The sequence below is a fragment of the Rhodococcus sp. T2V genome, from assembly GCF_029269925.1.
Lineage (GTDB): Bacteria > Actinomycetota > Actinomycetes > Mycobacteriales > Mycobacteriaceae > Rhodococcus_F > Rhodococcus_F koreensis.
In genome coordinates this window covers 1-24808 of sequence record NZ_JARJBD010000122.1, presented here as the reverse complement: position 1 = coordinate 24808, position 24808 = coordinate 1, and the positions used below count along the sequence as shown (strand labels likewise).

The 24808-nt window shown below is 67.5% G+C and carries 30 protein-coding genes and 5 pseudogenes; 18 read left to right on the top strand and 17 right to left on the bottom strand.

Annotated elements, in window-relative coordinates:
• The 4 genes and pseudogenes from P3H15_RS47850 to P3H15_RS47835 form a co-directional block, all read left to right on the top strand.
• A pseudogene (locus P3H15_RS47850) lies at positions 1-262 on the top strand (flavoprotein); the annotation flags it as partial.
• A gap of 91 nt (positions 263-353) precedes the next feature.
• Positions 354-1052: a pyridoxamine 5'-phosphate oxidase family protein gene (locus tag P3H15_RS47845; RefSeq protein WP_276143756.1), complete on the top strand. Its 699-nt coding sequence runs from the start codon at positions 354-356 to the stop codon at positions 1050-1052.
• A gap of 575 nt (positions 1053-1627) precedes the next feature.
• On the top strand, positions 1628-2428 hold the full coding sequence (locus tag P3H15_RS47840; RefSeq protein WP_276143761.1) for a hypothetical protein: 801 nt from the start codon (positions 1628-1630) through the stop codon (positions 2426-2428).
• 2 nt (positions 2429-2430) lie between these two features.
• Positions 2431-2718 carry an ANTAR domain-containing protein gene (locus P3H15_RS47835; protein WP_276143755.1) on the top strand — a complete coding sequence of 96 codons (288 nt, stop codon included), beginning with the start codon at positions 2431-2433 and terminating at the stop codon, positions 2716-2718.
• Between the two features lie 41 nt (positions 2719-2759).
• Here the strand turns inward: P3H15_RS47835 and P3H15_RS47830 are convergent, their stop codons facing one another.
• Positions 2760-3524, bottom strand: a complete 765-nt coding sequence (locus P3H15_RS47830) for a GAF and ANTAR domain-containing protein (protein ID WP_276143754.1) — start codon at positions 3522-3524, stop codon at positions 2760-2762.
• Positions 3525-3570: 46 nt separating this feature from the next.
• On the bottom strand, positions 3571-4281 hold the full coding sequence (locus P3H15_RS47825; protein WP_276143753.1) for an ANTAR domain-containing protein: 711 nt from the start codon (positions 4279-4281) through the stop codon (positions 3571-3573).
• 506 nt (positions 4282-4787) lie between these two features.
• On the opposite strand from P3H15_RS47825, the pseudogene P3H15_RS47820 reads away from it, so the two are divergent.
• A pseudogene (locus P3H15_RS47820) lies at positions 4788-5478 on the top strand (ZIP family metal transporter).
• Between the two features lie 417 nt (positions 5479-5895).
• The gene (locus tag P3H15_RS47815; protein WP_276143752.1) at positions 5896-6051 is read left to right on the top strand and encodes a DUF6131 family protein; all 156 of its coding nucleotides are present in this window, start codon (positions 5896-5898) and stop codon (positions 6049-6051) included.
• Between the two features lie 155 nt (positions 6052-6206).
• On the opposite strand, the gene P3H15_RS47810 is transcribed toward P3H15_RS47815, so the two are convergent.
• On the bottom strand, positions 6207-6449 hold the full coding sequence (locus P3H15_RS47810) for a hypothetical protein (protein WP_276143751.1): 243 nt from the start codon (positions 6447-6449) through the stop codon (positions 6207-6209).
• A 143-nt stretch (positions 6450-6592) separates the two neighbouring features.
• On the opposite strand from P3H15_RS47810, the gene P3H15_RS47805 reads away from it, so the two are divergent.
• A complete protein-coding gene (locus P3H15_RS47805; RefSeq protein WP_276143750.1) occupies positions 6593-6796 on the top strand; it encodes a hypothetical protein in 204 nt (67 codons plus the stop codon).
• 286 nt (positions 6797-7082) lie between these two features.
• On the opposite strand, the gene P3H15_RS47800 is transcribed toward P3H15_RS47805, so the two are convergent.
• Entirely contained in the window at positions 7083-7532 is a 450-nt protein-coding gene (locus P3H15_RS47800; protein WP_276143749.1) for a DUF4190 domain-containing protein, read from the bottom strand.
• A gap of 357 nt (positions 7533-7889) precedes the next feature.
• Between P3H15_RS47800 and P3H15_RS47795 the strand changes: the two genes are divergently transcribed.
• Positions 7890-8243: a hypothetical protein gene (locus P3H15_RS47795; RefSeq protein WP_276143748.1), complete on the top strand. Its 354-nt coding sequence runs from the start codon at positions 7890-7892 to the stop codon at positions 8241-8243.
• Positions 8244-8270: 27 nt separating this feature from the next.
• Here P3H15_RS47795 and hadA read toward each other — a convergent pair whose 3' ends face one another.
• The 3 genes and pseudogenes from hadA to P3H15_RS47780 form a co-directional block, all read right to left on the bottom strand.
• On the bottom strand, positions 8271-8867 hold the full coding sequence (gene hadA, locus P3H15_RS47790; RefSeq protein WP_276143747.1) for a (3R)-hydroxyacyl-ACP dehydratase subunit HadA: 597 nt from the start codon (positions 8865-8867) through the stop codon (positions 8271-8273).
• 1012 nt (positions 8868-9879) lie between these two features.
• The gene (locus P3H15_RS47785) at positions 9880-10227 is read right to left on the bottom strand and encodes a hypothetical protein (protein WP_276143759.1); all 348 of its coding nucleotides are present in this window, start codon (positions 10225-10227) and stop codon (positions 9880-9882) included.
• Positions 10228-10562: 335 nt separating this feature from the next.
• Positions 10563-11154 (bottom strand): annotated as a pseudogene (locus P3H15_RS47780) (lipase family protein); the annotation flags it as partial.
• A gap of 761 nt (positions 11155-11915) precedes the next feature.
• Between P3H15_RS47780 and P3H15_RS47775 the strand changes: the two are divergent.
• The 3 genes from P3H15_RS47775 (at position 11916) to P3H15_RS47765 (ending at position 13743) form a co-directional block, all read left to right on the top strand.
• The gene (locus tag P3H15_RS47775; protein WP_276143746.1) at positions 11916-12227 is read left to right on the top strand and encodes a WhiB family transcriptional regulator; all 312 of its coding nucleotides are present in this window, start codon (positions 11916-11918) and stop codon (positions 12225-12227) included.
• A 234-nt stretch (positions 12228-12461) separates the two neighbouring features.
• Positions 12462-13076, top strand: coding sequence for an STAS domain-containing protein (locus P3H15_RS47770; RefSeq protein ID WP_276143745.1), 615 nt, complete (start codon positions 12462-12464; stop codon positions 13074-13076).
• Between the two features lie 454 nt (positions 13077-13530).
• Positions 13531-13743 carry a hypothetical protein gene (locus P3H15_RS47765; RefSeq protein ID WP_276143744.1) on the top strand — a complete coding sequence of 71 codons (213 nt, stop codon included), beginning with the start codon at positions 13531-13533 and terminating at the stop codon, positions 13741-13743.
• 202 nt (positions 13744-13945) lie between these two features.
• Here P3H15_RS47765 and P3H15_RS47760 read toward each other — a convergent pair whose 3' ends face one another.
• Complete coding sequence (locus P3H15_RS47760; RefSeq protein WP_276143743.1) at positions 13946-14383, bottom strand: hypothetical protein; 438 nt, start codon at positions 14381-14383, stop codon at positions 13946-13948.
• A 65-nt stretch (positions 14384-14448) separates the two neighbouring features.
• Positions 14449-14664 (bottom strand): hypothetical protein, encoded by a 216-nt coding sequence (locus P3H15_RS47755; protein ID WP_276143742.1) that lies wholly within the window; start codon positions 14662-14664, stop codon positions 14449-14451.
• Positions 14665-14784: 120 nt separating this feature from the next.
• Here P3H15_RS47755 and P3H15_RS47750 point away from each other — a divergent pair.
• Positions 14785-15270 (top strand): annotated as a pseudogene (locus tag P3H15_RS47750) (ANTAR domain-containing protein); the annotation flags it as partial.
• Positions 15271-15414: 144 nt separating this feature from the next.
• On the opposite strand, the gene P3H15_RS47745 reads toward P3H15_RS47750, so the two are convergent.
• The 3 genes from P3H15_RS47745 to P3H15_RS47735 form a co-directional block, all read right to left on the bottom strand.
• Positions 15415-15741 carry a hypothetical protein gene (locus tag P3H15_RS47745; RefSeq protein ID WP_276143741.1) on the bottom strand — a complete coding sequence of 109 codons (327 nt, stop codon included), beginning with the start codon at positions 15739-15741 and terminating at the stop codon, positions 15415-15417.
• A gap of 355 nt (positions 15742-16096) precedes the next feature.
• Positions 16097-16411, bottom strand: coding sequence for a hypothetical protein (locus P3H15_RS47740; RefSeq protein ID WP_276143740.1), 315 nt, complete (start codon positions 16409-16411; stop codon positions 16097-16099).
• A gap of 83 nt (positions 16412-16494) precedes the next feature.
• Positions 16495-16863, bottom strand: coding sequence for a MerR family transcriptional regulator (locus P3H15_RS47735; RefSeq protein WP_276143739.1), 369 nt, complete (start codon positions 16861-16863; stop codon positions 16495-16497).
• Between the two features lie 125 nt (positions 16864-16988).
• Here P3H15_RS47735 and P3H15_RS47730 point away from each other — a divergent pair, with 125 nt between their 5' ends.
• The 4 genes from P3H15_RS47730 (at position 16989) to P3H15_RS47715 (ending at position 20785) form a co-directional block, all read left to right on the top strand.
• Positions 16989-17408, top strand: a complete 420-nt coding sequence (locus tag P3H15_RS47730; protein WP_276143738.1) for an Hsp20/alpha crystallin family protein — start codon at positions 16989-16991, stop codon at positions 17406-17408.
• A 755-nt stretch (positions 17409-18163) separates the two neighbouring features.
• Positions 18164-18925 (top strand): ANTAR domain-containing protein, encoded by a 762-nt coding sequence (locus P3H15_RS47725; RefSeq protein ID WP_276143737.1) that lies wholly within the window; start codon positions 18164-18166, stop codon positions 18923-18925.
• Positions 18926-19203: 278 nt separating this feature from the next.
• Entirely contained in the window at positions 19204-19602 is a 399-nt protein-coding gene (locus P3H15_RS47720) for a CinA family protein (protein ID WP_346348868.1), read from the top strand.
• A gap of 487 nt (positions 19603-20089) precedes the next feature.
• Positions 20090-20785, top strand: a complete 696-nt coding sequence (locus P3H15_RS47715; protein ID WP_276143735.1) for a GAF and ANTAR domain-containing protein — start codon at positions 20090-20092, stop codon at positions 20783-20785.
• A 50-nt stretch (positions 20786-20835) separates the two neighbouring features.
• Here P3H15_RS47715 and P3H15_RS47710 read toward each other — a convergent pair whose 3' ends face one another.
• From P3H15_RS47710 to P3H15_RS47705, 3 genes and pseudogenes are all read right to left on the bottom strand, one after another.
• Positions 20836-21195, bottom strand: a complete 360-nt coding sequence (locus P3H15_RS47710) for a hypothetical protein (protein ID WP_276143734.1) — start codon at positions 21193-21195, stop codon at positions 20836-20838.
• A 58-nt stretch (positions 21196-21253) separates the two neighbouring features.
• Positions 21254-21382 (bottom strand): annotated as a pseudogene (locus tag P3H15_RS55945) (transcriptional regulator); the annotation flags it as partial.
• A 211-nt stretch (positions 21383-21593) separates the two neighbouring features.
• Entirely contained in the window at positions 21594-21764 is a 171-nt protein-coding gene (locus P3H15_RS47705; protein ID WP_276143733.1) for a hypothetical protein, read from the bottom strand.
• 795 nt (positions 21765-22559) lie between these two features.
• Here P3H15_RS47705 and P3H15_RS47700 point away from each other — a divergent pair.
• Positions 22560-23075, top strand: coding sequence for a CinA family protein (locus tag P3H15_RS47700; RefSeq protein WP_276143732.1), 516 nt, complete (start codon positions 22560-22562; stop codon positions 23073-23075).
• A 294-nt stretch (positions 23076-23369) separates the two neighbouring features.
• Here P3H15_RS47700 and P3H15_RS47695 read toward each other — a convergent pair whose 3' ends face one another.
• Together P3H15_RS47695 and P3H15_RS47690 are read right to left on the bottom strand one after the other, a co-directional pair.
• On the bottom strand, positions 23370-23648 hold the full coding sequence (locus P3H15_RS47695) for a hypothetical protein (protein ID WP_276143731.1): 279 nt from the start codon (positions 23646-23648) through the stop codon (positions 23370-23372).
• Between the two features lie 231 nt (positions 23649-23879).
• On the bottom strand, positions 23880-24050 hold the full coding sequence (locus P3H15_RS47690) for a hypothetical protein (RefSeq protein WP_276143760.1): 171 nt from the start codon (positions 24048-24050) through the stop codon (positions 23880-23882).
• A 3-nt stretch (positions 24051-24053) separates the two neighbouring features.
• On the opposite strand from P3H15_RS47690, the gene P3H15_RS47685 reads away from it, so the two are divergent.
• Positions 24054-24758, top strand: coding sequence for an NAD-dependent epimerase/dehydratase family protein (locus P3H15_RS47685; protein WP_346348867.1), 705 nt, complete (start codon positions 24054-24056; stop codon positions 24756-24758).
• The last annotated feature ends 50 nt before the right edge of the window (positions 24759-24808 follow it).

Genomic DNA, 24808 nt, shown 5'->3' with positions numbered 1-24808 from the left:
TCGGACCTGCCCGTGGCTCACCGTCGTCCCGGTCATCGAAAACAGCGACAACCCGTGGTGGGTCTCGGGACACACCCAGAATCCGGCCGGGATGCACGATCTGCTCACCGGCCAGCTCGGACGCGTCGTCGCCACGTACGGGGACTGGACCGATCATGACATCCAGGTCGTCGGCTCACCGTCCATGGTTCGCGCCACGAAGTACCAGCTGGTGGCCGCGGGCGTCGATTCCGACGCCATCTGCCACGATCCCTTGTACTGAGAGGTGGATCGGGCACTGCGGAAGTTACTGAACAGTCACGTAGGGTGAGCGCCGACCGAGTTGCCCTCGATTCCCGTCAGGAGTGTCATGAGTGCCCGCCCCCCCGATCGGCAGTGTCGGCGAACGAATTCTCCAATGGAAGTTCGGAACACAGGAGCGCGCCACCCGGTTCTACTCCGACCAGATGCTCGATCACCTCAATCCGGCGATGATCGAGTTCGTGGGCCGTCAGGAGATCGCGTTCGTGGCGACCGCCGACGCCGACGGCGAGTGCGACAACAGCCTGCGCACCGGCGAACAGGGATTCATGCACGTCATCGACCCGCGAACGCTGGCGTATCCGGAGTACCGCGGAAACGGGGTGATGGCGAGCCTCGGCAACATCGCCGAAAACCCGCACGTCGGGATCCTCCTCGTGGACTTCGTTCGTGACCTCGTCGGCCTGCACATCAACGGCTGCGCTCGGATCGTGGAGGACGAGGACCTGCGGACCGCGGTGCCCGACCTGCCCACCGATCACGGCGGTGGCCGTCTGTCCGAACGGTGGGTGGTGATCACGGTGCAGGAGGCGTACATCCACTGCCGCAAGCACATTCCCCGCATGGTTCCGGCGCCCCGGCACCGCTGCCGGGGAACCGACAATGCCACACGCAAGGGCGGTGACTACTTCGACGCGAAATCGACTCCACGCCAGGACGAGTCGGCGAGCACCACGGTCGGCGTGCAGCGGTCGGCCACCCCTGCGGAGTCGACGATCCCTGACGCGACAGCCGACGCCGGCGACCACTGACAACGGATCTTTCACCTCGTCCTCGAGAACTGAGCGATAGCCCCGTGCAGCGCCCAGGCTGTGCGCGGGCACAGGCAGTTCCGCACCCCGTCGATCAGGTCACCCGGTACCCGCTCGACGCCCCGGTTCCGATCCCCGCAACTACGCCCGTTACACCCCGCTGACCACCGGTTTAGCGGCCGCTCGGTCATTGTTGCGGAGGCGGTGCGCGCGTAGCATCGACGGTGCGGATCGAGAGAGTAATCGGATTGCGGTGAAGAGCTCGAGAAGCAGAGATCCGGCCGAGAATGCGGAAGCATTCCCGGCCGAACCCCTGTCCGGGGCACTCCCGGAACCCGTACGTTCGGACCCCGACATCGGAGACGTACCCGCGACCCCTCGATCTGCGGGCACTTCCGTGGGGTACTCACGTCCTACGGTGCAGGCCGTCTCCTGATCTTCGGCACTGCAGCCAGCCCCCTCATACCGACCGCACCTACTCGGTCACCGGAGGGCCGCCCGCGCCGCGCGCGGGTGAGACCTCATCGCACCTCGGCCGCGCGTGGCCAGGGACACCGCGCCGCCCGGCGGACGCAGTGCAATCCCGTACACATTTTTCAGCAGCCACCCTGCACGTTCTACGTCAGATCCTCGGCGGGCACGGTGGCGGCACCGTCCTGGCCACCCTGAACCTTGCGCAGCACCCCGACCGGAGCGCGGACACGCTGGGGGGTGGTCGCCCCGCCCCCACACACTGCCGCAGCACCGCCGGGCGGCTGTTGGGCGGCTCAGGCCGCCACATCCGGCGGATCGGGAGTGTCGACATCGAGGAGGAAGTCGAGCCAGAGCAGAGCGTCGGCGAGCAGGGCGGCCCGCCGCAACGGATCTGGTTGCCGGCCCGGCCACCGCGAGCCGCTGACGGGGCGGGGTGGTGTCGGTCGACCTGGAGATGCTCAGTACCGAACTGGACGGGGATCCGGGCATGTCGGCCGGGTGGCTACCTCGACCTGCGCACCGGGGAGGTGTTCGACGAGGGCATCACCGATCCGGCGATGGTCGGACAGGACGCCGCCGTCCACGTGGGGCAGCAGCCCGACCGGTGGCTCCGGTTCGCCCGCACCGGCTCGCGGGACGGCTGGCGGGACATGGCGGCCTTCGCGCAGCGGCAGCACGATGCGGCGCTGCGGGAGCGGGCGATCGACCGCACGGGTGCGTTCGGCCGGTTCCGGGACCTCGTCCACCAGGAGAGCCTCGCCGAACAGTGGTACGACTTCTCCGCCGACCGCCAGCTGGGTCGTGCCCGCGAGTTCCTCGCCGGCGGTCCGGTCCGGGGTGCGCACTGCGCAGCGTCGTCTCCTTCCGCCTCTACACCCGCACCGACGTCGTCGGCGCCCTGAACGTGCTTGCGACGACCGCCCACGCGTTCGACGACGAATCCGTCGCCATCGGGGAGGTGCTGGCCGCGCACGCGGCCATCGCGATCATCGCCGACCGCCACGAAACGCAATTGCGGTCCGCCCTGGTCCGCCGGGACCTGATCGGCCAAGCCAAGGGCATGCTGATGGAACGTTTCGGCGTCGGCGCGGACCAGGCGTTCACCATGCTCGTCACACTGTCCCAGCAATTCAACACCCCGCTGGCCCAAGTCGCGGAAAGAGTCGTCGACCTCGGCCCCGACCGGCACTGACCGCCGTGGTCAGGACGCACCGCCGTGGTCAGGACGCGGGCTCAGGGCGCGTCGGGGCGCTGCGTCTCGGCCATCAGCAGTTCGGTCGGACGGACCGACCCGCCGGTGATCGACCGGGCCAGCACCCGCAACGCGACACCCAGGCGGCGGGCATGATCGTCGATCAACGCCCGCGCCCGCGCCGGGGAGATGTCCAGAGTGCCGGCGACGATCCCGGTAGCCTGCCCTATGTGCACGCGGTCGTGGAGCAGTGTCAGTGTCCGCTCCGACAACCGGCCGACGCGGTGCTCGCCGCGTTCGTGGGTCAACTCCAGTAGCGCCAAATCCGCGAGAACGGAAGCCCGACGGTGCCGCTCATGATCGAACGCGGTGGGTTCGGTGAACAAGATGTTGAGCCCACCGACCGTGCGCCCATCGAGGACCATCGGCACCGCAAGGATGGCCCGGAACCCGATCTCCGATGCCACCGTCCAGAATTCGGGCCACCGATAGGCGTCGGCCTCCAGATCCTCGACGGCGATGACCGACGAGGTGCGGATACACTCCGCGCACGGTCCACTCTCGCTCTGCGACTGCAACAGCTCCACCAGACGGGCCCGCTCATCCGAGGCCGCCACCACCGCGAGCCCCCCGCGCGGGTCGATGATCATGATTCCCGACGCGGCCGCCGCCAGCAGATCGGCGCAGATCTCGGTGATGCGGTAGAGCACCGCACCCGTATCAGCATGCCCGTCCACGAGCGCACCGGTGACCTCCGAGATCGCGTCGATCAATGATGACGACATTGACGACTTGTTCTCGGGCATGCGATCACCTCCTTCGTACCCATGATCCCACTCACTCCACTCGATCTCACTCACCCAATTCGTCGAAGTCGATGCGGCGGGCAATCACGTCCCGTGCAGTGTCGAGGACCGACCCTCCGCGCCCGAACGCATGCGCCCGCAGGCGGGTAAAGGCTTCGGCCAGGCTGATCCCGTGGCGGGCGGACAGCATCCCGGTGGCGATGTGCACGTCATGGTAGGAGCCGATCTGGCGGAGCCACACCTGATCGGTGGCCTCCGCCCGATCCGCCTTCGCCAACAGGACCAGGGCGATCAGGTCGGCCAACGCGGCGGCCTCGGCGGCCGCGCCCGGCGGCAGCACCCCCGGGGTGCGCCGATACAGATCCAGGGTCCCCAGCGCGATGGCGCCCAGTTGCAGCGGAAACGCGAACACCGCCGCCACCCCCACCGACTGCGCCGCCTCGGTAAAGACCGGCCACTGATCGCCCACCACGGAGAGGTCGTCGACCAACACCGGGCTGCCCTGGGTGAACGCCTGCACGCCGGGTCCTTCGCCGAGGGTGTACTGCTGGTCCTCAAGCAGACCCGCCCACGGGGCGCTGGCACCGAGCATGTCCTGCGCGGACGCGGTCGCCCGCAACGTCACCGCCGCCGCATCGATCCCGATCAGTGTCGCCACACAGTTGCGGCACACCGACCGCCCCCACGTCCCCTGCCCGGGGCTGCCCGCGGCGCCGGAAACCGCCCGCCACAGCACATGCCGCCGGTCGTCCTCCACCTCGTCCTCTTTCCTCTCTGCCGCTCACCCTACGGCCGGGCCGGCCGACCCGTTGCCACACCCGACATACCCGGTGTCTCAGCAGTGTTCCCGGGACGGGCCACACCTACGCCGGGCATCCACCCCTGCCGGTGCCCACCGAGCCCCGCCGGGGTCTGCGTGTGCCCGCGCCACACAGAGCACGCATGAAGACCAACAATCCTGTCGGCGATCCGGCACCACCGAACCAACACCCTCCCGCGCCGCATCGACATCGAGGAAGGAGTCCAACCCACATCCCGAAACGTCACACCTGCGTTGGTACTGCGACTCCTCCCGCTCGGGCGACGTCATACCGAACACCCGACGGCGACGTTGGTTGATCTGCGCCACCACGGTGGCCGACCGTGCCCTGGCATCGGAGAAGCAGGTAACACCTCGAGCTGAACCAGCCTGCGCATCAACGGACATCCGCCTGACGCTGTCGACCGGCGATCGTCGACGGTCCACCCGGATACCATCCCCACATGCTTACCGCTGTGTTGTACGGAGTGGGAACTGCCTTGCCCCTGCTGATCGGGGCCGGCGTCGGCCTGCGGTACAACCTGCCCAAACCTCTACACGCCGCCCTGATGGCGTTCGGTGCCGGCACCATGGTCGCCGCCGTGTCCACCGAACTGTTCCAGCCTGCATTCGAAGTCGAAGGCATCTGGGGAGCCGGTGCGGCCCTGTTCGCGGGCGCACTGGTCTACGTGGTCGCCGACCGCCTGATCGAGAACAAACTCGGCGCCGGGGCGCTCGGGTGGGCTCTGATGCTCGGTGCGCTGCTCGACGGCATACCGGAAAAACACGGCACTGGGGGTCACCCTCAGTAGCACCGGCGGAATCGTGCTGCTCGTCGCGATCGCCGTCGGCAACGTCCCCGAAGCCGTCGCCGGGGCCGCATCGATGCGCACCCAGCCCGGTTTCGACCGCCGCCGCGCCTTCGCAGTGTGGACAGCGACGGCGGCGCTACTGATCCTCGTCGTCGTCGGCGCGAACCTGGTGTCCGACCAGATCTCCGACACTGCGATCGCCACCATCCAGGCCTTCGCCGGCGGTGCGACGATCGCCGTGCTGGCGGATTCGTTGATGCCCGAGGCCTACCGCGAAGGCGGTTGGTGGGTCGGCCTTTCCACCGCCCTGGGATTCCTCGTCGCATTCGGGCTCGGAGCCTGACAGACAAGAACTGATCCAGTCCCCGTCCGGGAGCACACGATGCCCGACCCAAACCTCGCCAAAGAGGCGGTGTGACATGTCCGGCTACACCTGGGATACGCCGACGATCAACCCCAGTCCCATTGCCGCACATCGGAAGAGACGTCGAGCGACACGGCCCAAGAATTCCGGAACATGGCACCCGCGACGACCGTGCCAAGAACCCGGCAGGGCACGACTACCGACGTGGAAGTGCAGCTCCCCCGAGTGTCGTCGAGCACTCGTTAGCGGGCCGAGCAGAAGGCCTCGGCATCGGGGACAATCCCCCACCGACCCCTCCGCCATCGTTTCCGATTCCACCTGCGGGGTAACCGAGGGTCGAGGGCGCAGGGCCGGGGGCTCAGGGCCGAGGCGCACATCGGCGAAACGAGGTTCATCGTGATCATTCTCGGACTGATTCTGCTCGTGATCGGGTTTGTGGCGCACATCTCAATCCTCACGACCATCGGGATCATCCTGCTGGTCATCGGGGTCATCCTCGCACTACTCGGAGGCACCGGCCGCGCCGTCGGCGGGCGCCGTCACTGGTTCTAAGTTCAGCCAACCCAGTACACGCTGGGCCCGGGGTCGATGGTTTCCCGGACGAAACACGGACACTCGGCTTTTCGAAGGCGTGTGATGCAGAAACGGGCGGAAATCACCGATGAGGTGCTGTTCCGCGCAGCGGCGGCGGTGTGCACCCGTGTCGGCTACGCCCATGCCCGACTGAACACGATCACCACCCGCGCCCAGGTCAGCCATGGGCGCGTTGTAGAACCACCTTCAAGGAAGACCTCGCCCGTGCGGTCTTCGACGCGGGCAGTGCCCGATTCCAGATCGCCTGCAGACCGGTTCTCGCCTCCCAAACTCCCGCGTTCGAGGCGCTGATCGGCATCTCGTACCTGCTGCTCGATCCTGCCGTCAACGACGTCCTGGTCCGGGCGAAGTTCCACCTAATCACCGAAATTCCCGACCGCCCCGGGTCGGACACGACCCTTCTCCCGACCTGGCTCTCGCACTACCGAGACTCACCCGCCGCGCCATCACGGAACACGATCTGCGCGCCGATGACCCCAACGCCGTCGCTCTGCTGCAGGTGGACACCCTCGTCGGGGTCCGCGTCCTGGCTGCGGCCACCGACCGATCGGCCGATTTGCCTGTCCGTCTGGTCACGGCCTGGGACCTGCTCCTGCCCGGCCTGGTCGACCCGACGAAACTCGACTACTTCCATGAACTCGTGACACGACAGGTGGCTGCAGTCAGTGACCGCGGCACACCACCTCAGCTGTTAACAGCGTGACCGACAACAGTCGAGCAGCGGGAAGAGCTTGTCGCCCAGAGTTGTACTGCGACGAGGTCCGATGGTCGCCAACGAGTTGTGCGCGACGGTTGCACACTCAAAAGTGGCCGAGATTGCCGTGCCATAGGGCCGAGATGACGTACAGGACGATGACCAGGGAATAGTACAAATTGGTCACCGCACTCACCTCCATGAAGGGCTCGATGGGAGGGTGTTCCCCGTCGAGGTACGGGTACCTGCCCCGCCGGGCGACCGGGCCGTCACCGAGGCGAGTTGCGGTGTGGTGTCAGGGTTGCGGGACCTCGACGTGGTCGGGGAGTTTGTCGCGCATCTGGTCCACCTGTTGCTCGATCCTCTGGACGGCGCTGTCGTTGTTGAGGACGGTGACCGTGCCGGCGGCGAACGCGATCGAGATGACGATCGCCAAGGCGCTCAGCACCAGGCCGGCGATCGAAACACCCTTGCCAGTGATCCCCACCCGGCGGGCTGCTCGCAGGCCGATCATCCCGAGGATCACCCCGATGATGCCCAGCACCAGCCCGACCGGGGAGAGGATCACGATCAGCACACACACGAAGGCGGCCACCCCGAAGGCGAGCGCGAACGCCGCCGCCGCGCTGGTGCGCGCGGGTTTGGTCACCACCCGCTCCTCGACCGCGACGGCACGGCCATCGACGGCGGGGTCGACCCGGCGCGGATCGTCCGCCGCTCCATCACCTGTCAGTGCTCTGTTCATCGCTTTCCTCCGTGTCGTCGGTCGCCGCATTCGGCTCGGGCAGGCGTCGCGCTACCCCTCGGTGCGCGGTGCCGCTACCGACGCATGCCCAGATCACGCGGGTTCCAACCCGGACGCGCTGCCCCCGCCAGCTCGTCATCGGTGGTGTGGGTGCCGATTTACCGGCCCGCACCCGGCAACAAGGTTGTCGCGGCCGGGAAGCGCGGGTGCCCCGACCACCCTCTGGTCAGGTGTCGATTCTCGCTCGCGAACCGCAGCGGGGGCCTGTCGGCCAGTCCGCTCACACAGGCCTCGGTTCCACTGTGAGGCACACTGATTGACACCGTGCGCCCAAAACACCGCCTACCATCGCATGCCATGGGAGTCGTCACCGCGGCACGAGCACTCGGTCGCCTCCAGTACCGGCTCGCGCGTATCCCCTTCGACCTGTTCGACGACACCGTGATGCCGGTGCTCTTCGCCAGTCGGGCCCCGGCCCGGCTGGCGTACCAGTGGGTGCTGATCGAGTGCGACAACGCCGCCGCAGTGCTCCTCGACGACGCCGCCGCTTCCGCCCACGCACAGCTGTTGCGGCAGCGCAGTGCCGCCGCACGATACGCCCTCGCCCGCCGGCAACGGCAGAGCCTCCGCGACACCGACGCCACCGCCCTCGAGCGGCACCGCGCTCTTTTCCGCGCGCGACACCAACAGCACACCAGAGCCACCGACTAGTGACCCTGTCGCGGTCGAGAGATTCGGTCACCGTCGTTTCATCGACCGGATGTCCGGTGGGACGGACACCGAACGAGGTTGCGCCGGGGGTGCGGGTGGCTTGTGCATCATCACCGCGGCGACCGCCCGGGCCAGTTCCGGATCGGCCACCCCACCGGTGCGGGCGATGAGGGTGGTGCGGGTGGTGGCCACCGGATCCTCGTGCTGATCGGTGATCAGGTTCCTGGTGACGATGATGTCGGTGCCGCCCATCTGCCGGAACGACTCCAGGCAGACATCGCAATCCAACCGGTCCCCGACCCGCACCGGACGATGCAGAATCAGCTGCTGATCGGCGTGCATCATCTGGCTCAGGTCGTAACCGACCAGAACCCGCACGAACAGCTCCTCGATCGCGAGCGATCCGAGGATGCTGACGAACGTGACCGGTGCGATCAGCCCGTCGTATCCGAGCTCGTAGGCGGCATCTTCGCGGAAATGGGCGCCATGCCGATCCTGCACGGCCCGGGCATACTCGCGGATCTTCTCCCGCCCGACCTCGTAGCCGGTGACCCGATGATGGCGGCCGATCAGACCCGCCACCACGGCCGCGACGCCGGAGGGCCGGGTCACGGTGTCCCGCATCTCGGGCAGCGCTCCCCGGACCTCCGCAAGCGGTAGTGCCCCACCCCGAGACGGACACCGGCCGCCTCGGCCACACCACGGGCGGTCAACGCAGTGACACCGTACTGTGCGGGAAGCTTCGGCATCCACAGATCGTAAGCGCTCGCCCCCACAAGGGCGGCGAAATCTGTATGCGTTGGCCCGCAGTGAGGTGCCGCCGGGTGTGGGTGACAGTCGCGGCACACCCACACGAATACAGCGCACCCGTAATTCTCCTGCCGTATTGGGACCGGGCCGACAAGGACCGCTTGGCTACGAGAGGAGCCGCGCGCTGCGGTGTCGATACGGCGCCCCATTCGGCTTCCTCTGCGAAGTCCCGATGCGTGTGCTGGGGCGTCCCGGGTTACGTCGAAGGCCCCACCCCGGGCGGCGCACTCGAGCGGTAGAGAACTCGACCGTGGGGTCACCGCACCACCCATCGGAAACTCTGCGATCGGATGACCGGGTGCATCGTCCACGAGGAGGTCGAGCATCTCTCCGCTGGACTCTTCAGACCCCGACGCCGACTTCCGCCGGGACAGCCGGCGATCTGGCCACCCAGCCGGTGGCCGACACCCTCACGCCGGGTCCTGGGCGCAGATCGCCGCGCCACGGGATCAGACACCGCGCCGGTCAGCGGAAGGTCGTCCACACCGCGGCAGCGGCGAGCGCTACCACGACCACCACCATCACCCCAGTGCCGAGGGATTCGTGATCGGCGAGAAATTGCTGCATGAGAGGAAGTCTCCCAGTCCCGGCTCCCGTCAGAGCACGCTCGCGAGCGCGAGCACCGACACGGGCACTCACCGCAGGTAAGAACCGGCACCGACCTGCAGGCCTCTGACAATGGCGAACCAGCAAAGCCGAACCGGCTGCCTCACGTCTCACCAACCGAGCTTCCGCCCCTCACCGCACTACCCCACCATCACGAGGCGGGGCGGGGTTACCGCCCCACCCTGCTGGCTGTGGTCCGCGCCCGTGCCGGGAACAGGCTTCATGAGCGGCCGAAAAGCTGCCGCACAGAACCGCCCTCACCGACCGCATACAGCGCCATCGCCAACAGATCCAACACCCGTTGAGGCGCCCGCACCGCAGCCTCCACCGACCCCGGCTCGTCCCGAACGACCAACGCAAACGCCACCGACTGATCCGGTTCACTGGGCATCCGCCGAACGAGCTGACCGATGGCGGTATCGACGTCCAACCCCGGCGCCGTGGACGCAGCCTTCACCTCGACGTAGAGCCGGCGATCGTCCTTCTCGGCCACGATGTCGACGACATCCACCTCGGCATGGACCGTCCACCCCTGAGACGACAACCACCCCGCGAAAGCCTCGACCACGCGAGCCTCGTCACCTCTCATACCGACACCGTAAGCCAGAAAAGTCGATTCGGACGTTATCGCGAAGACACATGGACCCCCGGTGCATGGTCGACCAGCACCAGGCTCGTCACCACTCGCACCTGCCCGGAAAGCAACGGCGTGGTGAGAGGAACGTCCAGAGACCACGTCCGGACCCCATCCGATACCGAAAAGGGAATTCACTAGCTGCCAACGCCGTTCGTGCACACCGTACGTCGGCACCGCCCACAACCGCGGCGCAGTCGACCAGCCGTGGCCGTCATCCGCCATGACGGCTCGGCATCACCAGCGGCCTGAACCGGCCGGGCCTGCGAGCACCGTGTCGGCGCGGGCTCACCCCCGCAACCGCGCCGCGATGAACTCGTACGCGTCCGGGAAACCCACCACCGCAGTGGTCAAATGCTCGAAAGATGTCCTACGGCACGAATGTCAGCGTCGCACTGCCCGCGCAGGACCTGCGCGCCACCTCCGCCGCCGAATCGAACGGGGTGAGCCCATCGAGCGTGCCGTGCCATATGTAGACCGGCGCTGTCGGCGCCCCCTCGAAATATCGGCGACTGTTCTCTCGCAACACTTGCCCCGCAGCCGAACTCGCCATCAGACTCCTCGACGCGGCCAACTGACCGGCGTTCCGGAACGCGCCATGGAACAGCAGGAATTGCCGCATTATTGCTCATCCATTCCCGCAACCACAGACCGGTCTCGTTGAGCTGCGAGGAACACCGGCAGCCGGGTCGGATACTCACGCTCGAGGCCGATCGCCGCCGCGAAGGCCAGCCCGAAACCCGGATGCGGATTGAAACCCAGTCCCTCGGCCATCTGTTCGAGATCCGCCGGCACTCCGCCCTGCACCACCGCGGCCAGCTTCACCTCCGGCGCATAGGTCGGCGCCAGCGCTGCCGCCCACTCCTCCGGCGACTGGGCCTGCCCGACAATCACCGGCACCGACACGCCACCAACACCGCCTCAGTCCTCATCGGGGCCCTCGCCCACCGCTGGCCCGTACACCCGCCGCACCCGCACGCTCAACCGGCACCGCCCACGCCACTGGGACGAAACCCTCCACCGCCTGTTCGCCACCTACGGGAAGTAGCCGACACATCCCCCGATCCGGACACATCATGGAGACCGGCACGCCGGCAGCGGCCGACACACGACGCGGCACCGAATGTGATCGCAATTACTTTCCAGCGATTGTCTCCATCGACACACGCCGCGTCGTTACCCTTGACAGCACACCCTGCACCCGCCCTTTCCCGGCGACATAGGGGTGGAGCATCCGGGTTACTCCCGGTCTCACCGATGTCGAGCCCAGGCATCAACGCACCCATCGACCACTGCTGTGGCCGCGGCGGCGCACCGAATTGCACTCCCGGATCCGGTCAGTCGTTCTCGCCGGCGACCACGTCCGCAGGCCGCGCGAGTGTGCACGCGATGTGTCGAGGGGTCATGCCGCACAGCACTTGTGCGGCCCACAGCAGGCGGGGTGCGAAACCCACCCATTCCCTGCACTTTTCAGAAAGGCCCCCCAACCCAAGCCGACCATGTCATCGATGTGCCCCGCCGCCACCGGCGACCGTCCGGTCGGCCGCCGCCCCCGATTGGATGCCCGCACCTGACGGGCAGTTCGCCACCCCGTTCGACTTTCGAAAGCGACCCACTCCACCATGCTCGACCATTCGCACCACCGGATCGACCAGGACTGGCAGCGCCGCGCCTCCTGCCGCGGCACCGACACCGACATCTTCTTCTCCCCCGACGGAGAACGCGGCAGCGTCCGCGCCCGACGCGAGCGCGCCGCCAAACAGATCTGCCACCACTGCCCCGTCCTCGCCGACTGCCGCGACCACGCCTTCGCCACCACCGAGACCTACGGCATCTGGGGCGGCATGTCCGAAGCCGAACGCGCCCGCCACACCCGACGAACCCGGTACGCGACGTCCCGACCCGCGCGCGTGCGGGAGCGGCGAACCCCTTAGCGCCGGTCATCCGCCGGGGGACGGGTGGACGGGCGCCATCGGTGTCCGCGGCTGGTTGCGTTCCCACCAAACCGGGCTATCGTCATCTGTAGAGGTTGAGCCAGCAGCCCCGGAAAAAGCACCGGCCCCATCCAACACCGGGACAACAACCCCACACTCGCGGATTCGCACCCCTCACCCGTCTCGCACCCCGAGTATCGGTTCCCCGGACGGCCCCCAGCCCGGGAGGACGTCATGACCACATACCCGCTATCCGCCACCGAAACCCCGACCGCCACAAGCAGTGTCGGTGAAACGACGGCCACACCAGCCCGCGACGCAGACGTCGCCCACCGCCAGGCGGATCTGCAGATCCTGATCGACGAGTCCGCCGACGGCCCGGTCATGCTCACCGTGCGCGGCGACATCGACATCGTCAGCGCCCCGCTGCTGGCCGCCTGCCTGGACCAAGCCGCCCACCATCCCGGACCCGGCGTGGTGGTGGATCTGCTCGACGTGCCCTTCCTCGGATGCCCGGCGCTGGCCGTCCTCGCAGCTGCCGCCAACGAGCTCGGCCGAGACTGCCGCGCCCTGGCCGTCGCCGCCGATGAACCACACCGGCGCCTGCTGCACCGCACCCGGATCGACACCGCCATCGGGTGCTACTCCACCGTCGCCGACGCCTTCCGCGCCGCCCGCACCCCCACCACACATGCGTCGTCACCCACAGTGACCCAGAACGGCGAGCCGGTGTCGTCGTGGTCGAGTCCCTCGTTCCCCTACCTGATCCACCCACCGGCAACCACCTGCTCCATCACGGACCTGTCGGCCCGCGACCACCCACCCGAAACCCACCAGCTGCGCCCGTAGACCGAACATGCCCCGCCGCCCCCGACCGCGGCCGGTGACACCCGCAACACTGCATCGGCGCAGCCAGGATTCCACACCACACCCGGTCGGCAGAGCACACACCGCAAGGGCCCTGAGCCGGCGGCCGGACGCCGGAAAGCCAAGTTGCCGAACCGCTCTCGTGTGATCGGCGCATACTCGGCCTCGGCCCTTGACGCCATAGCACTTCTAGACCGAATCGGTGACGGTGGGCGACGGGGCACCGACCACGCCGCGACCGCCCGCCGCGAAAGGACGCACCGTGCACCCGTGCACTTCACTGCCGGCCTTGGTATCACGGCGTGGGTAATCGGACGCTGTTTCGGGTAACCGAACTGCGGGCGACGACGAGAGAAGTCGGGGTCGACGCCGAGCCAGCACGAAAGTTCGCGGCGCATTCTATCCGGATGCGCCTGATCGAGAGGAAATACCGATCGTGCCTCGTATCGAAGACCCCGACAACGATCATGGCCCCGATGTCGGATTCGACGACGACCCGATCCGGTGGCCGGATCCGAGTCCGCTGGATCTGTGGTGGCAACGGGTGATGTCCGAAAGCCTGCGCCGGTCCCGGGAACCACTGACCCAGCCGGTGCCGCCCATGTCCGCGGGCTCCCGGCATCGGGGTCTCCGGCCGCACGCGAGTTGAACCGATCGGCCCGAATCCGGCAACGTCTGTCACGGCCGCTCCACGCGGACGATCCCATGCCGGCCATACAGCCGCATTTCAGCGGCCACGGTGGCGTCAGCTCATCGCCTTTGTCGACATCACCCGACGAACGGTCGGTAACACCCGAGCGCGAGAAGGGCCCGCACGTGCGTCGAGCAAACCGTCGCCTGGCCCTCCTGGATCAGCCGGGACCCACCGTGGGTGCCGTCATCGCGCCGGCGAACCCGGCGCCCGCCTTTGGGACCGGACACGACGCCGACAGCCGTACCCGCCCCGCCACCTGTGCACGAGCACTCACCCGGCCTCGCACCAACGCGCCGTCCTCGCCGGCCCAAGGCGCGTGCGCGGGCCGCGACGAACGCGCCCCGATCTCCGCGTTCCCCTGCCGGCGATCTCGGTTCCAGAACGCCTGGCGTGCTTCGGCGGGGTCCTCGAGTACCCACTCACTGGAACAGGGCGAGACCGGCCGCGAAATCCGGCCGGCATTCTCCTCGGCGGTGATTGCAGTTGCGGCCACTCTGCCGACCACACCGGTCGCCGCCATCTCCGACAGCCCACGGACCTGGACCGGGTCACCGGCGCGTGGCGTGTCACCGAGTTCCGTTGTTGCCTTGCCCATCTCGGCCGCGATCCCATCTTCTGATGAGCCGCCACCGAGTATTGGCAGGAAGCCGCCTCGGTCCGTTACCGGTAGGTAACGACCGTCCCCAGCTCGTGCGTCGAGGACTCCGGCGGCACGGTGCGCGGTGCCTGCCCACGCACCTGCACCCGGCCCTTGCCGATCTCGCCGACAGCGAACGCAACCGGAACCGCGATCACCATCGACATCAGTGCGATCCCCGCGTCGATGGCCAACCCGAGGACTCCGATACCACTGGCAAGCTGCTCTCGGAACTTCATCTGCGACCGCCTTCCCTGTGTGCGTACGCCGGAAGTTTCGGACTCATTGTCAGAACATTACCGAGGTAGCAGTTCCTGTACCCACCACTCACCGCTGCCCAAACACTGGGTGTTCGTGTTGAACTGCTGCTGTCCCACACACCCCAAAGACTCCCGCACATCGTCCGGGTCCTGGGACCGCACGGTCGACGACGCCGAACCCTTCGGCAGGAAACATCGCATTATCGACACCACCGGCACCGTTCACCAGGTCGTTGTCGGCGGCGTCCGCCTCCACGACGACACCGGCCCGGTGATCGGCACAATCCGTCTCTACATCGAGAGCACCGGCTCCTACCGCGACGACGGCAAAGACTCCGTCGACGAGGCGGTCGCCGCACTCGGGCAGTCCAGGGCGGTGATCGAGCAGGCCAAGGGCGCGCTGATGCTGGTCCCCGGCGTCCCGCCGACCGCGCCTTCGACGTCCTCACGTGGCGCTTGCAGGAGACCGACACCCGGCTGCGCATGCTCGCCGAACGGATCGTCATCGGGTTCCGCGAGCGTGAACCCGACGCCGGCTTGCGCGCCCGGTTCGATCATCGGCTGATCATCGCACACCAACGAGCCCCGCATACGAAACAGGCAACGAGGCGAAGGACCGACCGGCGGCCCATCGCGATACGAACTTCGACCCGCGGAACCTGAACAGACACCCCAGAAAGCGCGAACCCCACTCTCCCGAACCGCTTCTCCGACCAGACGTTCCAACCCTTACACGGTGGTGACGTCGGGCCGGTCAGGAAGGTCGACATCGAGAACAAAGTCCAGCCAGATCAGGGCGTCGGCGAGGATTTCCGCGCGCAGGGTGGTGTCGAATTGTTCGGCGGCGGTGAGGGACCGCTCACCCTTCGCGGGATCCTCGGCGAGGAATGCCGACACCGTCCGCGGCACCCACCGCTCCGACGCCGGCAGAGCGTCGCCGTCGACGTACCGTCCGTCCGTGTAGCGGACGTCGAGGATCGAGGTCTCCTCCGGTCCCGCGGTGCCCAGTCGGGCGATGATCACGCCGATGGTGGCCTCGACCACTCGGGCGAGCACATCGCGTACTCCGGCTGCCTTGGTCGGGTGCGGTTCGGCGCACACCCGGGATATCTCACACGAGAAGCGGGCGGTGTCCCGGTCGCCGACCAGCTGCAATAGCCGACCGCCGAGAGCTGCTGCGGCCGACGAGTTGGTGGGGCGGCCTGTGTTCGATCCCGTACCCCGAGAGGGCCCAGCGCCGGACCCCACCGCACAGCCCAGCCGAGCGGCGAGGTCGATCCGGGGCCGCGTGCTACCCGTGCGATGGCGAGAAGGATTGTCGGCGCTCTGCAGGGCTCCAGCGGCGACCTGTGCGGACGTGTCGGTGAGGTTGTCGGTCAGGTTCGGGCCGATATGGGCGGGCTGGGCGAGATTAACCCCTGAGCGGCGTCGCATATGTGCTCTCGCGGGCAGTCGAGCTGGGCAGGGTTTCGAGGCCTTCGGCGACGACGCTGATGTCGAAGGCGTGGGCGAGGGCGGGGGCGATGATTGTGGTGACGATCGCCTCCGTGCGCGTCCCGGGCAGGTCGGCGATGGAGGTGCGGGCGATCTCGGAGGGCTCGACGACCGGGTACCGGCTCAGGTAGACGATCGACCTGGTGTGTTTCGCGTCGCCGGCGGGTACGCCGTGACTGTTCAGCTCCTTCTGCGTATCGGGCTGAGCAGGGACTCCGCGAGTCGCCGACACCAGCTCGCGGAGTCCCAGTCCGCCATCCCGGCATCGCTCATCCTCGGCGTCGCGGCCGCGGTTCTACCGAGGCCTTTCCGGCACTACTTCTGATTGCCCCGATCCCCGCCCGTGAACTTGGTTCTGAGATCTGCGTTGTCGCTCTCGAGTCGGCCATTGGCCTCGAGGAGACGGTTATTGTCGCCCCTGAGTTCGGTGTTGGCGTGCTCGAGTTCCAGGACGCGGGCGATGCCCGTCAGATTGACCCCCTCCGCGATCAACTCGGCGATGCGACTCAAGCGAACGAGGTCGTCGTCGCTGTAGCGGCGGGTGCCGCCGGTGGAACGTGCCGGGGAGATCAGCCCGTGCTGCTCGTAGAAGCGCAGGGCCTGCGTGCCGAAACCGGAGAGTTCGGACGCCACGGAAATGCCGTAGACCCCCTGCTGAGCTCGTGACCCGTCCTCGGTCGCCATCGCGCGTCCTCCTCGGGAATCGAGTTCGCAGCACCCTTGCGACGGATTGCTGCATTTGCTATAACGAATCTACAGCATTTGCTGAAGGTTACCTATCACGATTCGGGTTTCTGGAGGTGGAGACAATGTTGATGCGCACCGATCCGTTCCGCGATCTCGACCGGCTGACGCAGCAGATCCTCGGCACCACGGCGCGACCGGCGGCGATGCCGATGGACGCATGGCGCGAAGGCGACCAATTGGTGGTCGAATTCGATCTTCCGGGGGTGGCCGCCGATTCCGTCGATCTCGATGTCGAGCGCAACGTTCTGACCGTTCATGCTCAGCGTCCCGCACGCGCCGACACCCAGGAGATGTTGGCCTCGGAGCGTCCGCGGGGCGTGTTCAGCCGCCAGCTGTTCCTCGGCGACAACCTCGATACCGACCGGATCACGGCCGGCTACGAGGCAGGAGTACTCCGGCTGACGATCCCGGTGGCCGAACGCGCCAAGCCCCGCAAGATCGAAATCAGTCACCACGAGGACCAAAAGGCTGTCAGCGCCTGACTATTCGTCCGGAAAGCACCACGGGAGGGAGGACGCGATGGCGCAGGTACAGATCAGACCGACGGCCGTGGAACCGGAATTGTTCCCGGTCGAGTATGGGTGGGATGACCTCGGGTGTCGGCTGCTGGCCGCCGAGGTGGACCTGATCTTCGCCGACACACTCGCACTCGTCCACGCGGGCTCGGCTCCGACGGTGACAACGGATGTCCCCGGGGAGATCACGGGGATCCCGCCGCGTGTGGCGGCGCCGACGCCGCGCAGCGGTCCGCACCCGGAAGTGACTGCCACCCAACGCTCTCCACCGCGCAGAAAATGGGAGACCGACGAACAAAGGAAGGCAGGTGATGCCGCACGCGCGGAGCCTTCGAGAAGTTGCTGCGCTGGCCCCGGCTCTCGGGTCGCCTATTCCGCGTCGAGCGGGCACCGATAGGCACACCCATCGCCACTTCGTGGCGATCGCCTGAGTGGGCCGGTAGACACATCATCCTCACGACACTTGTCCATCCGCAGCCCGTCCTGTTTCCTCTCGCGCTGGACAGGCCGGGGCTGCTTCACATCTGGCGCACTATGGCGAGGGTCGTTGGTCACGCGAGATCGCGCGCCCACGTACCGCCCCCGCTCAGCCGGACGACCGTTTCGTTTGCACGGGTGTACATCACCCTCGGGATGCTTGCATTCAGGCGGACCGAGTCGCAGAATATCTTCAGTGTTTGCTATAGATAACTTAAGGTGAACGCCGAAGGAAGGGGTAGATCGTGTGCGAGCACGGCGGTTTCGACACGGACATCGAGGCAGTCGGAAAGGCACTCGACGCACTGCGTCGACTTCTCGAAGACGAGGTACCCGGGCAGGTTCTCCTGCAACGATTGTGCGAGTGGTCCGTCGAAGCCTTCGCCGGCGCGGACATGGCCGAGGTGACCCTTCCTACCGGCGACGAGGGCAGCGGGAGGGCGGCGTGCACGGATCCTCGCCTCGCCTCGATCGGGGATGCACAGATTCGCACCGACGAAGGCCCAGGTCACGTCGCTGCTGACACGCACACCGTACTGCGAGGTGACGTCAGTGGGGTGGCCGGGCGGTGGCCCGCCTTCGCTGCGGCGGCCGCGGCCTCCGGGCTCGAGAAGGGGAGTTTTCTGTCGGCTCCGCTCCCGGCGGGGGGTGGAGCGGGATGGCTGAATCTGTTCAGCCGCGCCGAGAACGCCTTCTCGGAATTCGACGCCGTCCTGCTGCAGGTGTACGCCACTTTGATCGAGTCGACGATCCGGCTGACAGGAGACGGCCGGGAGGCGCGGGAGGAGGTGGCGGGACTGACCAGGGCCATGGAGTCTCGCAGCATCATCGAGCAGGCTAAGGGGATCGTCATGGCTACCGGGGGTGTGTCCGCGGCCGACGCCTTCGATTTCCTTGTCGTCAGCTCGCAGCAGAAGAATGTCAAACTCGCTTTGCTTGCGCAGGAAGTCGTTGATCTGACGACCGGTGCTGACGGGCACGGCGTGACGGTTCCGATCGCCCAGTGAGGTGGGCACTGCGGCGTTGGTCGAACCTCGCGAGGTACAAGCATGTGCAATGCCGGGATTACCGTCCCGCCGCGCAGGGTACCTCGACAATCATGTCCCCGTCATGTCCGGACGCAGCGAAGGCCAGGATCCCCGGTTCCCTCGCGGGGTCGGCGCCGATCAGTCGAAGACCAGTGGTGCTCCACGACGGGAATTACAGTCTGGGGGCCGAGGGCGAGGTGGAGGTCAGATGCTCAATGTGACGCTATTGATGTTGGTGCTCGCAGCGGCCGTGGCGAGTGTCTGCGCACTCCATCGCATCGGTCGGGGCGCGGCGCGTGAGTAGCTGTGCCGAACGTGCCGAACGGATCTCGACGAGAGCCCGCGATCGACACCTCACCATCGCCACCGCGGAATCGTTGACCGGCGGACGAATCTCCTGCGTTCTCGGGGCCGCGTCGTCGGCGTCCGAGTGGTACCGGGGCAGCATCGTCGGCCACGCGGACCTCCACGGTGGGCAGATGCGCCGACACGCGCAAGTCCCAGTAGATCATCGCCGGATCGGGAAGCACGTACAAGTTCCGGTGGGACCGAGCACCGCAAGGGACCGGCGCCGATCATCGGTGCCCCTCGATTGCGTGCGCCGCCGTCTCCGGGTACCCCATCCCGTGAACCCGACCGCGGGTTTTCGACGTTGAGCCTCGAGGGTATTCCCCTTCTCGACCTCAGTCGACCAGGAAGGCGTGCCGGTGATGATCCGCGCGAGTAGCGGGGCGTGGGAAGTGCGCTGCGACCGATGTGATCATCGGTATCGCACCGGAATCGAGGACCAGGGCGCCGCCACCGGGGCGGCACAGATCAATGGCTGGGCTTTCAACGAACTCACCCTGTGCCCGGGTTGTGCCACCACCGCAGGCACGCACCATTGAGATCACCAGAACACCCTGCACCCCGACGAACCTCGGCGATGTTCGACGGTGGCGTGCGTGGCGGCCCCCGACAACTCCTCGTCGAGGGGTACCCCATCTTCAGCGGTTCTGATGTCGTCGTCCGGCGACGACGTCACCGCGACTGGGACGGAGTAACGTTCCAAGCAGAGACGCAGGGCGCCTCCGGGTCGGCGTGCCCGCTGGTGCCTGACCGGCAGGCACGGATGCGCCCGGACGCGATGAGGATGGTGTGGCCATGGACGATTTCGATCACGCCAGCCTCGGCGCGATCATGGCAGAACTGGCCCGATCGTGGACCGCCCCAACCGATGTCGATCACACCCTGCACGCGGTGACCCAGGCCGCGGTGGACTTGATCCCGGGCGCGGACAGTGCCGACATCCTCACCATCAGCGGCCGCCACAAGTTCCAGTCCCTCGCCCCCACCTCCGCGCTGCCCTCGGACCTCGACGCGGTGCAGGCCCGGCACGGTCGGGGCCCATGTGTCGAGGCCGCCGTGGACGGTGAGGTCGTTCGCAGCGACGACCTCGAGTCCGAAACGCGCTGGCCGGAGTTCTCTAGGGAGGCTGTCAGGTCCGGGGTGCGCAGCGTCGCCTCGTTCCGCCTCTACACCCACACCCACGTCGTCGGCGCCCTGAACGTGCTCGCGATGACAGCGCACGCGTTCGACGACGAATCCATCGCCATCGGTGAGGTGCTGGCGGCACACGCGGCGATCGCGATCATCGCCGACCGCCGCGAACTGCAACTGCGGTCCGCCCTGGTCAGCCGCGACCTGATCGGCCAAGCCAAGGGCATGCTGATGGAACGCTTCGGCGTCGGCGCGGACCAGGCCTTCAAGATGCTCGTCACCCTGTCCCAGCAATCCAATCACCCGCTGGGAGAGGTCGCGAAAAGGGTCGTCGACCTCGGACCGGACCGGCGACACTGAGCGGGCGGCTACCGCCCGGATACCACCTGGTCCTGTTCGCGATCGGCGCGTCAGGGGCTGTCGGGAAGGGGTGTCTGATCCATCAGGAAGTTGGTGGGGTGGACCGACCCGGCGGTGATCGACCGGCGAGAGCACTCCAGACTGACGCCCAGGCGGTCGGCATGAGCGTCGATCAGCATCCGCGCCCGCCCGGGGCCGATATCGAGGATGCCGGCGACGATCCCGGTCGCCTGCCCGACACGCGCGCGGTCGTTGACCAAAGCCAATGTCCGCTCCGACAGCCGGCCCGCGCGGTGCACACCCTCCTCGTGGGTCAACTTCAGCAGCGCCAGATCGGTGAGAACCTCCGCGCGGCGATGCTGTTCGTGATCGAACGCAGTGGGTTCGGTGAACAAGATGTTGAGGCCCACCGACCGTGCGACCGTCGAGGATCATCGGCACCGCCAGAGTGGCCCGGTAACCGATCTCGGAGGCCACCGCCCGGAATTCGGGCCAGCGGTCGGTATCGGCGTCCAGGTTCGAGACGGCGATCACCTCGCAGGTGCGGATGCACTTCGCGCAGGGCCCTTCCTCGCTCTGCGATTGCAGCAACTCCACCAGACGGACCCGCTCGTCCGAGGCGGCCACCCCCGCGAGATCGGTGGCAGCGCGCCGGGCGTGCGCCGATACAGATCCAGGGTGCCCAGCGCGATGGCTCCGAGTTGCAGCGGACAGGCGAACACCGCCGCCACCGCGCCGAGTGCGCCGCGTCGGTAAACACCGGCCACTGGTGATCCGCGGTGAGGTCGTCGATCAGCACCGGGTGGCCCTAGGTGAAGGCCTGCACTCCCGGTCCTTCGCCGAGGGTGTACAGCTGATCCTCGAGCAGGCCCGCCCAGTCGGCGCTGGCGCCGAGCAGGTTCTGGGCGGAGACGGTCGCCCGCAGTGTCACCGCCGCCGCATCGATCCCGGCCAGCAGGTCCACGCACTTGCGGCACACGGAGTGTCCCCACTAACTTTCCCCCGGGCTCCCGTCGGCGTCCGCCACAGCATCCGCCGCCGATCCTGCCGCCACCCACCTCGTCCATCACGATTGCTCACCTACGACCGGAAGGGTCTCGCACGCCTTCCACTGGTTCGAAGCACCGCCCCGACAAGGCGAACCGCCTGAGCCGGTCTCACCCCGAATGCCCGGCCAACGCCCTACCGACACATACACACGCCCGCACTGCCGACGACCACGGCGCCGCCAGAAGTTGTTCATGTTCCCGATGGGTTTCACCGCGCAGTCGGGGGTAATCCATCGTCAGACACTCCGATGTTCCGGAGCATCAGAGTCGTCGAGGCTGCACCAGTTCAGCCGAGTAGCTGGTGCAGCCGCACGGGAAGTCGCCAGCAAATCACCAGGGCGATGCGCGTGCGCGGACGTGTGCTCGTCCCCGAGCCCGGACCGGATTGTGGCCGGTCGTAGTTGGGTAACTCGGTACAGACGTCGTCGGCGCACCCCGGGACGCGGCGACGACTAGGCTCCTCCGGTTCAGCCAGTAGCCGGCGGGGCCGCCGTAGTACCGGACCTACCGTCTCGGCGCGTACGCGTCGAAGGCCACCGCACGACCGCAAGGAATAACTGCAGTCCGACAGAGCGCACCAAAGGTGTTGCGTGGGAGAGGCGGTGGAGGACAGATGCTCAATGTGGTGTTGTTGGTGATCGTGCTCGCAACAAGCATGGCGGGTGTCTCCGCATTGCACCGCATCGGTCGCCGGAGTACTCCGTATCACGAGCGGGGTGCACGGCGTGGGTAGCTGCGAGGAGCAGGCGGAACGGATCTCGGCGACAGCACGCGCCCGGCGACTCACCATTGCCACCGCGGAATCGTTGACCGGCGGACGAATCTCCACCGTGCTCGGTGCCGCACCCTCGTCGTCCGAGTGGTATCGGGGCAGCATCGTCGCCTACGCCAGTTCCGTGAAGCATGGACTGTTGCAGGTCCCCGACGGCCCGGTGGTCAGCGAATCCAGTGCCCGCGCGATGGCGACCACGGTGGCCGAATTGCTCGGCGCGGATCTTGCCGTGGCGGTCACCGGAGTCGGTGGACCGGGGCCGCAGGACGGACAGCCACCGGGCACGGTGTGGTTCGGGGTCCTCAGTGGCGGCGCCGCGCGCACCGAACTGCGGCACTTCGACGGTGAGCCCGGCGAGGTGGTGGAGGCGACCACCGCTCACGCTCTGTTCCTGCTCGACGACGCGCTCCACCGAGAGTCGCAGGCGCGCCCAACTGATCTCGGTCCGGCAAGCGTGAGGAGAGCGTGACGTTGCTACGGATCCCGGGGATGTATCCCCCACAGGACGATACGTGGCTGCTCGCCGGTGCCCTGGCCAAGCACACCCTGTCTCCACTGACGCGGGTCCTCGACATCTGCACCGGCACCGGAGCGCTCGCCCTGCGGCCGCCCAGCTCGGCGCTCGCCTGCACGGGCACACGATTCGGGTGTTGCAGGGAAGCCTCACCGTTCGGGACTGGGCGACGAGATCGGTGGTGGAGCGAACGATGCCGCCGTCGCAGCCAGGTGCTCGACGGTGGTGACCAGCAAGTCGGTGGTGACGTCAGCGCGGATTGTCGGGGGTATATCTGATGGCCGGCACCTCGCGGGCCCGGCGCCGCCGAGACGCCCGCGCGGCGAGGATGCCGCCGATCAGCAACACCATGGTGACAGCCGCGGCAATCACCGCCCACCCCGCGAACCCGCCGCCGAGCGCCGTGATGAACAGTGCCGCCCCGATGATGGCCGCCATCCGCAGAACGACGGCGATCCAGTTCTCCGCTATCCGGGCCCAGCGACCGTCTCGAATAGGTTTTGTTGCCGCACCGTGGTTTTCAGTCATCACCTTCTGCCCTTCTGTCGGAAACCGAGGTGTGCGTGGGGTTCCCGTGTCGACGATCATCGGTAGGTTCCAGGGTCAACCCGGACCGGGATACCCACAGTTGTTGCTTCGGTAGTGAGACTCATGTCCGCAGGGGTACCCGAGGCGCCCGACGCCCACACCGAGGTCGGGGGTCAGCCCTTGTGATATTGCCGCGTGTGCCGACACGAGCGGCGACCATCACCTCGGTTCCTATTCCCACTGCAGATCTCGGCGTGCCGCGATTACCACCGTGTGTGCGGGGTAGTCGCCCACCATGTCTACGGACGGGTTGAAGGTCGTGGTGATCGGAGCCACCGGCAACGTGGGGACCAGTCTCGTCGACGCGCGCAGCGCCGAACCATCGGTCGATACGATCGTCACGAAGTGATCCGGGACGCCGACGTTCTCGTGCATATGGCGTGGCTGTTCCAGCCCACCCACCGGCCGGAGGCGACTTGGCGCAACAACGTCCTTGGCGCAATCCGGGTCTTCGAGACCGTCGCCGACGAGGCCGTCCCCGCCCTCGTCTACGCATCCTCGGTCACCGCCTACTCGCCGGGACCATCAGCGCACCCGGTGGACGAGCATTGGCCGACGCACGGAGGGCCCGGTGCCGCCTACCCGCGGGAGAAGGCATACCCGGAGCGGTGGCTCGACGCCTACGAGGCTCGCCATCCCAACCTCCGCATCGTCCGGCTGCGCCCGGGCTTCATCTTCAAACGGGAATCGGCAACCGCGCAGCGCCGACTGTTCCTCGGCCCGCTGCTGCCGCGCCGCCTCGTCCGACCCGGCCTCATCCCCGTGGTTCCGGCGCTCACGGATCTACGACTGCAGGTGCTGCACACCGAGGATGCGGTCGCCGCCTACATGGCCGCGATCCGCGGTGCCGTGCACGGCCCAATCAACCTGGCCGCCGAACCCCCGGTCGACAGTGACTTCCTCGCCGAGTTTCGGTGCCCGGCAGGTGCGGGTCCCGCCGACGGTGCTGCGGTCCGCGCTGGCCACCGCGTGTCCGACGCCCCGCCGGCCAAGGGCACCCACCCCGCACCGCCGCCCACCTCACCCGGGTTGCAGCGCTCTCTGACCTAGCGGGAGTTTCCTAGATAGCTGTGGCTTCGGTGCGATTAGCGCTGGTGGGA